Source organism: Stenotrophomonas sp. Marseille-Q4652, assembly GCF_916618915.1.
Lineage (GTDB): Bacteria > Pseudomonadota > Gammaproteobacteria > Xanthomonadales > Xanthomonadaceae > Stenotrophomonas.
In genome coordinates this window covers 2,034,770-2,047,893 of the sequence record NZ_CAKAKE010000001.1, presented here as the reverse complement: position 1 = coordinate 2,047,893, position 13,124 = coordinate 2,034,770, and the positions used below count along the sequence as shown (strand labels likewise).

The window sequence follows — 13,124 nt, the reverse complement described above, 5'->3', positions numbered from 1 at the left end:
TAGGCAGGGGGGCAGGGCACTCCTATCCTTGCCGCGATGAGTGCCGCACCGACCACTCCTGCCGACCGTCGCCAACTGGCCCGCCAGCTGCCGCCGCTGCGTGCCGACGATGCCGCGCTGATCCAGCGCACGCTGGACGCGCTGTGGGCCGAGCAGGGGTTGGCACGCACCACCCTGGACAGCTACCGCCGCGACCTGGAAGGACTGGCGCGCTGGCGCGACGGGGCGAGTGGCGGGCTGGCCGGGATCGACCGCGCCGGCCTGTTCGACTACCGCGCCTGGCGCGCGTGGCACGGCTGGTCGCCACGCAGCGATGCGCGCCTGCTCTCGGCCCTGCGTGCGTTCTTTGCCCAGTGCGTGCGCCGTGGCGAGCGCAACGAGGACCCCAGTGCCCTGCTCGAATCGCCGAAGCTGCCACGCTCGCTGCCCAAGGCGCTGGTGGAGAGCCAGATCGATGCGCTGCTGGCTGCCCCGGACCTGGACTCGCCGCTGGGCCTGCGCGACCGCGCGATGCTGGAGCTGATGTACGCCGCGGGACTGCGCGTGAGCGAGCTGGTGAACCTGCCGGCGGCTGCGCTGAACCTGCGCCAGGGCGTGCTGCGGGTGACCGGCAAGGGCAGCAAGGAACGGCTGGTGCCGCTGGGCGAGGAATCCCAGCACTGGCTGCAGCGCTACCTCGACGAGGCGCGGCCGCTGCTGGCGGGCAAGGCGGCGGTACCGGCCGCGGCCAACGGCCAGGTGCCGCTGTTCATCGGTCCCGACCGCCAGCCGCCTACCCGCCAGCAGTTCTGGGGGCTGGTGAAGCGCTACGCCGCGGTGGCCGGCATCGACCCGGCGCGGATCAGTCCGCACGGGCTGCGCCACAGCTTCGCCACCCACCTGCTCAACCGCGGCGCGGACCTGCGCGCGCTGCAGATGCTGCTGGGCCACAGCTCGCTGTCCACCACCCAGATCTACACCCTGGTCGCGCGCGAACACCTGCAGAAACTGCACGCCCACCACCACCCGCGCGGCTAGGTGGCCTTCGCTGAACCGGGCAAGGGCGGTCGCGGCCCGGCCGCAGGCGGTATGCGAGAATCCGCGCCTGTCTTTCTACCGGGATCGCCGATGCTCCGTATTGCCCTTGCCGCGCTGTTGGGCGCACTCAGCCTGTCCGCCTGCGCGCAGCAGCCCCCGTCGTCGCCTGCCAATGCCAATACCGGTGCCAAGGCCCCGGCGGCCAGCGATGCCGGCGCGGACAAGCGCGTGCGCGAGGCGCTGGCCCAGCTCGACCCCAATTTCTCCCCGGACTACGTCGGCCCGGCGCCATTCGCCGGTTTCCGCGAGGTCGTGGTGTCCGGTCAGGTGCTGTACGTCTCCGATGACGGCCGCTACCTGATGCAGTCGCAGCCCTACGACATCCAGAATAAGGTCCTGGCCACCAGCGAGGGCCTGCTGGCCCATCGCCGCAAGCTGCTGGCCTCGGTGCCGCACGCCGACCGCATCGTGTTCGCGCCGCCGAACGCCAAGCACACCATCAGCGTGTTCACCGACGTGGAGTGCGGCTACTGCCGCAAGCTGCACCAGGACATCGCCGAGCTCAACCGCAACGGCATCGCGGTCGAATACCTGGCCTTCCCGCGCATGGGCCTGGGCAGCAAGGACTACACCGACATGATCTCGGTGTGGTGCTCGGCCGACCGCAAGCAGGCGCTGACCACCGCCAAGGCCGGCCAGCCGGTGACCCCGCGCAACTGCACCAACCCGGTGGCCATGCAGTACAGGCTCGGCCAGCAGCTGGGCGTCAATGGCACCCCGGCGATCTTCGCCGCCGACGGCACCCAGCTCGGCGGCTACCTGCCGCCGGCCCAGCTCAAGGCCGCGCTGGAAGGCCTGGGCAGCGCCGCCACCGGCGGCAGCCGCTGATTTTCCCGGCCCGGGGCGCAATGCACCGGGCCGGATGATCTTCCCCAGCCGGCCGCGTGCCGGCTTGGGTAGAATAGTGGGCCCGTTTCCAATCACGGTTTCCCGGACATGATCGTCCTCGAGGGCGCAGCAGCCCTTTCGCCGTTCCGTCGCGCTCGGCTCGAATCCCGACTGCAAACCATCGCCGCCGATCTGCGCATCACCGGGGCCTGGCACATCTACTTCGTCCGCGCCGAGGAAGGTGCCGACATCGACCTGGCCACCCTGCAGCGCATCCTGCAGGCACAGCCGCAGGCCGCCGCGCGTCAGGATGGGTCCATCAGCCGCTTCGTGGTGCCTCGCCTGGGCACGCTGTCGCCGTGGTCGTCCAAGGCCACCGAGCTGGTGCGTGGCGCCGGCCTGGCCATTGGCCGGGTCGAGCGCGGCACCCGCCTTGATCTTGCCGGCTGGCCATCCGATCCGGCGCAGCAGGCCGCCGTGGCCAAGCTGCTGCACGACCCGATGACCCAGTCGCTGCTCGATGACGCCAGCCAGGCGCAGGCGCTGTTCTCCACGCCGGCGCGGGGCCAGCTCGAGCGCATCCCGGTCGACGAACTGGAAGCGGCCAACCAGCGCCTGGGCCTGGCCATGGCCCTGGACGAGATCGACTACCTGCGCGAGCGCTTCGGCCAGCTCGGCCGGATGCCGTCGGACGTGGAACTGATGATGTTCGCGCAGGCCAACTCCGAGCACTGCCGGCACAAGATCTTCAACGCCAGCTGGACCATCGACGGACGCGAGCAGGAACGCTCGTTGTTCAAGATGATCAAGAACACCCATCAGGCCACCCCGCAGCACACGCTCAGCGCGTACAGCGACAACGCGGCGGTGATCGAAGGCCATCCGGCCGCGCGTTACCGCCCGGATCCGGCCAGTGGTGAATACCGCAGCGAAGCGGTGGTGCCCAGCGCGTTCCAGATCAAGGTCGAAACCCACAACCACCCGACCGCGATCGCGCCGTTCCCCGGTGCCTCCACCGGCGCCGGCGGCGAGATCCGCGACGAGGGCGCGACCGGCCGCGGCGGCAAGCCCAAGGCCGGCCTGACCGGTTTCTCGGTCTCGCACCTGCGCATCCCGACCCTGCCGCAGCCGTGGGAAGCGCCGCGCGCGCTGAACCCGCGCATGGCCCCGGCGCTGGACATCATGCTCGACGGCCCGCTGGGCGGCGCCGCGTTCAACAACGAATTCGGCCGCCCGAACCTGCTGGGTTACTTCCGCAGCTTCGAGCTGCCGGAGGGCGAGATCACCCGCGCCTACGACAAGCCGATCATGCTGGCCGGCGGCCTGGGCGCGATCGACCGCGTGCAGGTGGACAAGATCAAGCTGCAGCCGGGCGATGCGGTGATCGTGCTTGGCGGCCCGGCGATGCTTATCGGCCTGGGCGGCGGTGCCGCCTCGTCGGTGGCCTCGGGCGAGAGTGCCGAGGACCTCGATTTCGCCAGCGTGCAGCGCGACAACCCGGAAATGGAGCGCCGCTGCCAGGAGGTGATCGACCGCTGCGTGGCGATGGGTGCCGACAATCCGATCCAGTTCTTCCATGACGTCGGCGCCGGCGGCCTGTCCAACGCGATCCCGGAACTGCTGCACGACTCCGGCGTGGGTGGCGTGATCGACCTGGGCAAGGTGCCGACCGACGATCCCTCGCTGTCGCCGCTGGAACTGTGGTGCAACGAATCGCAGGAGCGCTACGTGCTGGGCATCCCGGCCGCGCGCCTGCAGGAGTTCGCGGACATCTGCGCGCGCGAGCGCTGCCCGTTCGCCGCCGTGGGCGTGGCCACTGCCGAGGAACGCCTGGTCGTGGCCTATGGCGCGACCCCGGGCAACATCCCGGCCGACGCGCCGATCGACCTGCCGATGGACGTGCTGTTCGGCAAGCCGCCGAAGATGCATCGCGACACCAGCTACCCGCCGGCCCCGCGCTGGCCGGTGCTGCGTACCGGCGGCCTGGACCTGCACGAAGCCGGCCTGCGCGTGCTCGCGCATCCGACCGTGGCGGCCAAGAACTTCCTGGTCACCATTGGCGACCGCAGCGTCGGCGGCCTGACCGCGCGCGAGCAGATGATCGGCCCGTGGCAGTTGCCGCTGGCCGACGTCGCCATCACCCTGGCCGGCTTCGACGGCTTTGCCGGTGAGGCGATGTCGATTGGCGAGCGCACTCCGCTGGCGCTGCTCGATGCCGCCGCCTCGGCACGCATGGCCGTGGGCGAGGCGATCACCAACCTGTGCGCCGCGCCGGTCGATGCGCTGGATACGGTCAAGCTGTCGGCCAACTGGATGGCCGCCGCCGGCCACCCGGGCGAGGACGCGCTGCTGTATGACGCGGTCAGGGCGGTGGGCATGGAGCTGTGCCCCGCGCTGGACATCAGCATCCCGGTCGGCAAGGACTCGCTGTCGATGCAGGCGCAGTGGCAGGCCGACGGCCAGTCGCATAAGTCGGTCTCGCCGGTGTCGCTGGTGATCTCGGCCTTCGCCCCGGTCGCCGACGTGCGCCCGCAGCTGACCCCGTTGCTGGAGCGCGAAGTCGACAGCGAGCTGTGGCTGATCGGCCTGGGCGCCGGCAAGCAGCGCCTGGGCGGCTCGGTGCTGGCCCAGGTGCATGCCGACCACAGCGCACTGCCGGCCTTCGCCGGCGAAGCCCCGGACCTGGACGACCCGCAGCGCCTCCGTGGTTTCTTCGAACTGATCCGCGATGCGCGCCAGGCCGGCCTGCTGCTGGCCTACCACGACCGCAGCGACGGCGGCGCCTTCGCCGCCCTGTGCGAGATGGCGTTTGCCTCGCACATGGGCCTGGACATCAACCTCGATGCCTGGGGTGACGATCCGTTCCGCAGCCTGTTCAACGAGGAGCTGGGCGCCATCGTCCAGGTCGCCGCCGAGGACCGTGCCGCGTTCGCCGACCTGATCGAGCGCCACGCGCTGACCGAGTGCGCGCAGCGCATCGCCCGTCCCAGCACCGCCCCCAGCGTGCGCGTCGCGTTGGGGGGCAAGGTGCTGGCCGAATGGCGCTGGGAAGAGCTGTTCGACGCCTGGTGGTCGGTGACCCACGCTATGCAGAAGCTGCGCGACAACCCCGACGTGGCCGACGAGGAGCACGCGCTCGCGCGCGCCTTCAACGCCCCCGGTCTGAAGCCGAAGCTCGGCTTCGACCCGGCCGAGGACGTGGCCGCGCCGTTCATCGCCACCGGCAGCCGTCCGAAGGTGGCGATCCTGCGCGAGCAGGGCGTCAACGGCCAGATCGAGATGGCCAACAACTTCGAGCGGGCCGGCTTCCGTGCCTACGACGTGCACATGAGCGACCTGATCGAGGGCCGCGTGGACCTGGCTGATTTCCGCGGCTTGGCCGCCTGCGGTGGCTTCAGCTACGGCGACGTGCTCGGTGCCGGCCGTGGCTGGGCGACCTCGATCCTGGAGCGCCCGGCGCTGCGCCGGATGTTCGAGGCGTTCTTCGCCCGCGAGGACACCTTCGCCCTTGGCGTCTGCAACGGCTGCCAGATGCTCAGCCAGCTCAAGGACATTATCCCCGGCGCCGACCACTGGCCGAAGTTCCTGCGCAACCGCGGCGAACAGTTCGAGGCCCGTACCGCGCTGCTGGAGGTGGTGGCGTCGCCGTCGATCCTGCTGCGCGGCATGGCCGGCTCGCGGATCCCGGTGGCGGTGGCGCACGGCGAAGGTCGTGCCGAGTTCGCCAGTGCCGTGGACCAGGCCGCCGCCCGCGTGGCCCTGCGCTATGTCGATGGCGAGGGCAATGTGGCTACCCAGTACCCGCTCAATCCGAACGGCTCGCCCGATGGCATCACCGGCCTGACCACGACCGATGGCCGCGTCACCATCCTGATGCCGCATCCGGAGCGCACCCCGCGCACGGTCAACCTCAGCTGGGCACCGAAGTCCTGGCCGGAGGACTCGCCGTGGCTGCGGTTGTTCCGCAACGCAAGGGTATGGTGCGGCTGAATCGTTCAGCCAAAACTTTCCAGCAGACCCCAGAGCCCGCTGACACCGCCGTGTCGGCGGGCTTTTTTCTTGTAACGGCGGGGGATTGACGGCGGTTCCTGTGCTGTCGCGCGATTCGTGATGTCCATCACGCTATATCCACATAGCGTCACAAAATGACGCGTACAGCGTCAAAAGCTTGACGCTTGATGAACGACGGGCTAACACTCGGCCCATCCACAGATTGCCGGTCCATCGGCAACCACGACAGGCGTGAGCCTCCCGTGCCCGGTTATCTCCCCGGGTGTCGAGTCCACAACAAGCCAGGGGGCGTCGGACGGGAACGTGCGGCGGCGGCGCTTTTTTGCACAAAAAAAACCAGTCCATTTAGGAGCGGAATGACGATGAATCGGATTTATCGGAAGGTCTGGAACAAGGCGTTGGGGCAGCTGGTCGTGGCCTCGGAACTGGCAAGCAGCCAGGGCGCGGGCGTGGTCATGGATGGGCGCCGATCCGCCTCCGATGGATCGCAGAAAGCGCTTTCTGGCGCGATCGCCCTGGCATTGGCGATGGGACTGGGCACAGCTGGCGCGCCGGTCGCGCAGGCCCAGTCGGTGGAAGTGGGCGGCAATGCGCCGTGCGTCGTGCTCAATAGCAGCATCCTCGACAACTGCGTGGTCGACGGCAGCGCCAACGCCTCCGGCAGCAACGCGGTCGCCATCGGCAGTGCGTCCACGGCGTCGGGCGGCTCCAGCGTGGCCGCCGGCGCCGGCAGCAGTGCCAGCGCCGAGTACGCCACCGCGCTGGGCGCCGAGAGCGAGGCCAGCGGCGAGCAGAGCACCGCTACCGGTGCGGCCGCGGTAGCCAGCGGTGATGGGAGTCTGGCCAGCGGCGCGCTGTCCCTGGCCGAGGGCACCGAATCGACGGCGGTCGGTTACTACAGCACCGCCAGCGGCACCGGCGCCACTGCCGTGGGTGCGGAGGCGATCGCCAACGGCACCACGGCCGCGGCCTTCGGCTTCGGCGCCGAGGCCGGTGCCAACTACGCCACCGCCGTCGGTGGCTATGCGCTGGCCAGTGGCTTCAACAGCACCGCGCTGGGCAACTTCTCCACCGCCTCCGGTTCGGGCGCGGTGGCCGTGGGTGGCGATGCCGAAGCCACCGGCAACTACAGCACCGCGGCCGGGCAGGGCAGCATCGCCAGCGGAATCAACTCGGTCGCCGTGGGTGGTTCGCTGGCCGGTCTGATCGCCACCGAAGCCTCGGGCGACTACTCCACCGCCGTCGGCGGTGCCGCGTGGGCCGCGGGCGAGAACAGCACCGCGGTGGGCAACTTCAGCACCGCCCTCGGTGATGACAGCATCGCGCTGGGCGCCGATTCGGTCGCTGCCGGCATCGGTTCGGTGGCCCTGGGCCAGGGCTCGGTGGCCGAGCGCGACAACACCGTGTCCGTCGGTGATGTCGGTGCCGAGCGGCAGATCACCAACGTGGCTGCCGGTACCGAGGGCACCGACGCGGTGAACCTGGACCAGCTCAATGCCGTGGCCGAAGTGGCCGAAACCACCAGCAAGTACTTCCAGGCCAGCGGCAGCGACGACAGCGACGCCGGTGCCTATGTCGAAGGCGACAACGCGCTCGCTGCCGGTGAAGCGGCCAATGCCATCGGCAACGGCGCCACCGCACTGGGTGGCGGTGCCAATGCACTGGCCGATACCGCCACCGCGGTGGGTTTCAATGCGCTGGCCGTGGACGCCGGCGCAGCAGCCTTCGGTGCCGATGCGCAGGCGCTGGGCGTCAATGCCATTGCCCTGGGCAGCGGCGCGCTGGCCGGTGACATCGGCGCCACCGCCACCGGTGCCGGCGCACAGGCCAGCTCCACCTACAGCACGGCCACCGGCAACGAGGCGGTGGCTTCGGCCAACCAGTCCACCGCCACCGGCTTCCGCGCCAGTGCCAGCGACGTGGGCGGCACCGCGGTGGGTGGTTACAGCGAAGCCAGCGGCTACCTGTCCTCGGCGCTGGGCTATGGTGCGGTGGCTTCCAACGAATACACGACTGCCGTCGGCGTGGCGGCCACGGCTTCGGGCGTGAGCGCGGTGGCCGTGGGCGAGTTCAGTGAAGCCACCGGCGATGAAAGCGTGGCCGTGGGCGGAAGCACCTTCGGCGGCTTGCTCCCGGTCCAAGCCTCGGGCACCGGTGCCTCAGCCTTTGGTGCCGGTGCGTGGGCCACCGATGACTACACCACTGCCGTTGGCTGGAATGCCTGGGCCGATGCCGCCAGTGCCACGGCACTGGGCGAAAGCGCGTTTGCCCTCGCGGCAAACAGCGTGGCCCTGGGTGCCGGTTCGGTGGCCGAGCGCGACAACACCGTGTCCGTCGGTGACGTCGGTGCCGAGCGCCAGATCACCAATGTCGCGGCGGGCACCGAGGGCACCGACGCGGTGAACCTGGACCAGCTCAACGCCGTGGCCGAAGTGGCCGAAACCACCAGCAAGTACTTCCAGGCCACGGGCGAGGGTGAAGCGCTGGTGGCTGGCGAGGAATCGCTGGCGGCCGGATCCAATGCCTACGCCGAGGGCGACTACACCACCGCGCTGGGTTCGGCCAGCAACGCCATCGGCCAGGGCGCTTCGGCACTGGGTAGCGGTGCCTACGCCGAGGGCCAGTACGCCACTGCCTCGGGCTTCAACGCCGTGGCCACCGGCGACTCGGCCACCGCCATCGGTGGCTCGCTGTACTACGAAGACGCCAACGGCAACGTGCTGCTGGATGCGACCACAACCGCCAGCGAAACCGGCGCCACCGCGCTGGGTGCCGGAGCGCAGGCCACCGGAGCATTCAGTACGGCCAGCGGTGCAGCCGCCAGCGCCGGCGGACTGCAGTCCACCGCCGTGGGCTACAGCGCCGAGGCCACCAGCGACTACAACACGGCGGTGGGTGCCTTCAGCAGTGCCGCTGGCACCCGCACCACGGCCGTGGGGTACGGCGCTGATGCCTCGGGCAACTACGCCTCAGCGCTGGGCTGGGGTGGCCTCGCGTCGGGCAACTACGCCACGGCGCTCGGCTACGGTGCAACCGCCAGCGGCCTGTACGGCACTGGCGTCGGCGCCAGTTCGCGTGCAACCGGCGAGGACAGCACCGCCATCGGCGCGACCGCCTGGGCTACTGCCGGGCAGACCACCGCGCTTGGCGAATTCGCCTGGGCAACCTCGCAGGGCGCGACCGCGCTCGGCCAGGATTCGTACGCCTACGGCGGCGTCAACGCTACCGCGGTCGGTGCCAATGCCTGGGCCAACGGCGCCAACAGCGTTGCCCTCGGCGCCGGTTCGCGCGCCACCGAAGCCAACGTGGTCTCGGTCGGCGGTGGCAACGGCACCACCTCGCCGGTCACCCGCCGCATCACCAACGTCAGCGAGGGCATCAACGCCAGTGACGCGGTGACCAAGTCGCAGCTCGATGCGGTGGCCTCGTCCGCGGCGACGACCAGCCAGTACTTCCAGGCCAGTGGTTCCGGCTCGGCTGCGGCGACCGGCACCGACAGCATCGCAGCCGGTTCCGGTGCCAACGCCAGCGCCAACCGCAGCACTGCGGTTGGTACCGCCAGCGTTGCCAATGCCACCGGCGCCACCGCCATTGGCGCCGATGCGTCGGCACGCGGTACCAACAGCGTCGCGCTGGGCCGATCCACCTCGATCACCGCCAACAACGGCATCGCGATCGGCTACGGGGCCTTCGCCAGCAATGGTGCCAACAGCATCGCGATCGGTTCGGGCGCCGGTGTGTCCGGGGCCAACTCGGTGGCGCTGGGCGCGGGTTCGCGTGCAGTGGAGGCCAACGTGGTCTCGGTCGGTGGCGGCAATGGCACGGACGGCCCGGTCACCCGTCGCATCGTCAATGTCGGCCAGGGCGTTGTCGCCAGTGGCAGCACCGATGCGGTCAACGGTGGCCAGCTGTTCGTCACCAACCAGCGCGTGGGGGCAGTGGAAACCCGGGTCAACGACATCGACGGCCGCATCGGCACGGTGGAAGGCGTCACGGCCAACGCCGTGACCTACGATGACAGCAGCCGCGACACGATCACCCTGTCCGGTCTCAACGGCACGCGCCTGGACAACGTCGCCGCCGGATCCATTGCCGCCGGCAGCCTGCAGGCCATCAACGGTGGCCAGCTGTTCCAGTCGCTGGGCAACATCGCCAGCTTCCTCGGCGGCGGCGCCGCGGTCGGCGTGCAGGGCGCTTTCGTCGCACCCACCTACGTCATCCAGGGCAGCAGCTACAACAACGTGGGCGATGCGCTGAAAGCCTTGGACCAGCAGGTCACTGCACTGAACAACGCCAACAGCGGCGGAAAGACCCCGCGCGGCAGCGCCACGATGGCCGCAGTCGAGGTGCCTGAAACCGCGCAGGCGGCGGCCTCGGGGGCCAGCATCCAGGCGACGACTCCGGTCGCGGCAACAGCCGGCGCCGAGGGTGCGGTTGCGGTGGGCAGCCAGGCACAGGCCAACGCCGCCAGCAGCACCGCCGTGGGTGGCAGCGCCTATGCCCACGGCCCGAACGACACTGCCATTGGCAGCAATGCGCGGGTCAACGCCGACGGCAGTACCGCGGTCGGCGCCAACACCACGATTGCCGCGGTCGCGACCAATGCGGTGGCGATGGGCGAGGGCGCCAATGTCAGCGCCGCCTCGGGTACCGCGATCGGCCAGGGCACCAGCGTCACCGCGCAGGGCGCGGTGGCACTGGGCCAGGGGGCGGTTGCGGACCGTGCCAATACGGTGTCGGTGGGCAGCGCTGGTTACGAGCGGCAGATCGCCAACGTCGCCGCGGGTACCCAGGCCACCGATGCGGTGAACAAGGCACAGCTTGACGGCGGCATCGCCACGGCCAATGCCTACACCGATACCCGCTTCACCGCGATGGCCGACAGCTTCGACATCTACCGGGCCGAGATCGACAACCGCCTGCACCACCAGGACCGCCGCATCGACCGCCAGGGTGCGATGAATGCGGCGATGCTCAACATGGCCACCAGTGCCGCCGGCATCCGCACCCAGAACCGGGTCGGCGTGGGCGTGGGCTTCCAGAGCGGGCAGTCGGCGCTGTCGCTGGGCTACCAGCGTGCGCTCAGCGAGCGCGCCACGGTGACCTTCGGTGGTGCGTTCACCAGCGATGAAAGCTCGGTGGGCATCGGTGCCGGCTTCGGCTGGTGATGGGGCACGGGCGGCGTCCGCGATGGGCGCCGTCCTTCAACAGCGTGGGCCTGAGGGGGCAGACCGCAGGAACCTTGGCTGGGCCGGCCAACGGATTTCGCATGGAGTGATTCGGCCTGAACTGTCGCCTGATCCATGAAACTTGAAGAGGACGTCAACGTGATCAACAAGCACAACCTTCGCATCAATGCACTCGCCGCCGCGGTACTTGGCATTTCCATTGGCGCCACCGCCCACGCTGCGCCGCAGCTGCAGGTCAAGGAACCCGCCAAGGCGGCTCCAGCCGGTGTGCAGGGCTCCAGCCGCATCCTGGTCAAGTACCGCGAGGGCAGTGCCGCCGCCCGTGACCGCTCGGCCAAGCTGGCCGCGGTGCAGTCGGCCGTTTCGCGCGCCGGCCTCGGCGCCGGCAAGGCCCGCGCCGCGGCCATACGTGCCGAACACGTGCGCACCCTGGGCGTGGGTGCCGACCTCATCCGCCTCGACGCCAGGCTGAGCCGCAGCGACCTGGACAAGGTGGTGGCCGAGATCGCCGCCGACCCGGCCGTGCAGTACGCCGAGGCCGACGTGAAGCTGCAGCGCGCGGACCTGCCGACCCGCCTGGAACAGCCGCAGCTGGTTCCCAACGACCAGTACTACCAGACCTACCAGTGGCACCTGCACAACGCCACCGGTGGCATCAATGCTCCTGCCGCGTGGGATGTGGCGCAGGGCGAGGGTCTAGTCGTGGCGGTGCTGGATACCGGCATCCTGCCTGGTCATCCGGACTTCGCCGGCAACCTGCTGGAAGGCTACGACTTCATCTCCGACGCCGACACCTCGCGCCGTCCGACCGATGACCGCGTCCCCGGCGCGCTGGACTACGGCGACTGGGTCGAGAACGACAACGAGTGCTATGCCGGCTCCCGGGCCGAGGAAAGCTCCTGGCACGGCACCCATGTCGCCGGCACGGTGGCCGAGGCGACCAACAACGGCATTGGCATGGCCGGCGTTGCCTTCAAGGCCAAGGTGCTGCCGGTGCGCGTACTCGGCAAGTGCGGTGGCTACCTGTCCGACATCGCCGACGCGGTGACCTGGGCTTCGGGCGGTACCGTGGGTGGCGTCCCGGCCAATACCAATCCGGCCGAGGTCATCAACATGAGCCTGGGCGGCGGCGGCGCCTGTGGCGCGGTCTACCAGGATGCGATCAACGGCGCGGTCTCGCGCGGTACCACCGTTGTGGTGGCGGCCGGCAACGACGCCGGCAACGTGGCCAACTACCGCCCGGCCGGCTGCAACAACGTGGTCTCCGTGGGCGCAACCCGCATCACCGGTGGCATCGCCTACTACTCCAACTATGGTGCGGGTGTGGATCTTTCCGGCCCGGGTGGTGGTGGCAGTGTCGACGGAAATCCGGGTGGCTATGTGTGGCAGGCCGGATACAACGGCGCGACCACCCCGACCTCGGGCGCCTACAGCTACATGGGCATGGGCGGCACCTCGATGGCCTCGCCGCACGTGGCCGGCGTTGCCGCGCTGGTCCAGGGGGCGCTGGCCGCCGCCGGCCGCGACCCGCTGTCGCCGGCCGAGCTGGAAGCGCTGCTTAAGCAGACCGCGCGCCCGTTCCCGGTCGCGCCGCCGGCCAGCACCCCGATCGGTACCGGCATCGTCGATGCCAGGGCCGCGCTGGACAAGGCGCTGGAAGAACCGTGCGACCCGCAGGTCGAGCAGTGTGGTCCGACCGCAGTACCGCTGACCAACAAGGTGGTGGTCTCGGTCTCCGGTGCGGCCGGCAGCGAAGCGCTGTACAGCTTCGAAGCCAGCGCCGGGCAGGTGCTGAGCATCATGACCTACGGCGGCACCGGCGACGTGTCGCTGTATGTGAGCCTCGGCGAGGAGCCGACCGCGACCGACCATGACGCCAAGTCGACCCGCCCGGGCAACAGCGAGACCGTGCGCTTCACCGCGCCGGTGGCCGGCACCTACTACATCAAGCTGGTCGGTGCCTCGGCGTACAGCGGCGTGAGCCTGGTTGCCCGCCAGTAAGCTCCGGTTCCTGCAACA

General features: G+C 69.9%; 4 protein-coding genes and 2 pseudogenes. All 6 read left to right on the top strand.

The genetic code is table 11. The features are described from left to right. Nucleotides 1-36: 36 nt before the first annotated feature. The 6 genes and pseudogenes from xerD (at nt 37) to LG380_RS09710 (ending at nt 13,106) form a co-directional block, all read left to right on the top strand. Entirely contained in the window at nt 37-1,017 is a 981-nt protein-coding gene (gene xerD / locus LG380_RS09740) for a site-specific tyrosine recombinase XerD (RefSeq protein ID WP_225764853.1), read from the top strand. A 90-nt stretch (nt 1,018-1,107) separates the two neighbouring features. Beyond that, entirely contained in the window at nt 1,108-1,905 is a 798-nt protein-coding gene (locus LG380_RS09735) for a DsbC family protein (RefSeq protein WP_225764851.1), read from the top strand. Nucleotides 1,906-2,013: 108 nt separating this feature from the next. After that, a complete protein-coding gene (purL, locus tag LG380_RS09730) occupies nt 2,014-5,895 on the top strand; it encodes a phosphoribosylformylglycinamidine synthase (protein WP_225764849.1) in 3,882 nt (1,293 codons plus the stop codon). Between the two features lie 188 nt (nt 5,896-6,083). Then, nucleotides 6,084-6,356, top strand: a pseudogene (locus LG380_RS15895) (ESPR domain-containing protein); the annotation flags it as partial. Nucleotides 6,357-6,611: 255 nt separating this feature from the next. After that, a pseudogene (locus LG380_RS15840) lies at nt 6,612-11,084 on the top strand (YadA-like family protein); the annotation flags it as partial. Nucleotides 11,085-11,243: 159 nt separating this feature from the next. Further along, the gene (locus LG380_RS09710; RefSeq protein WP_225766555.1) at nt 11,244-13,106 is read left to right on the top strand and encodes a S8 family peptidase; all 1,863 of its coding nucleotides are present in this window, start codon (nt 11,244-11,246) and stop codon (nt 13,104-13,106) included. The last annotated feature ends 18 nt before the right edge of the window (nt 13,107-13,124 follow it).

Excerpts from the sequence above, each read along its gene's own strand:
- xerD (WP_225764853.1), top strand. The coding sequence starts at position 37 with ATGAGTGCCGCACCGACCACTCCTGCCGACCGTCGCCAACTGGCCCGC.
- LG380_RS09735 (WP_225764851.1), top strand. The coding sequence starts at position 1,108 with ATGCTCCGTATTGCCCTTGCCGCGCTGTTGGGCGCACTCAGCCTGTCC.
- purL (WP_225764849.1), top strand. The coding sequence starts at position 2,014 with ATGATCGTCCTCGAGGGCGCAGCAGCCCTTTCGCCGTTCCGTCGCGCT.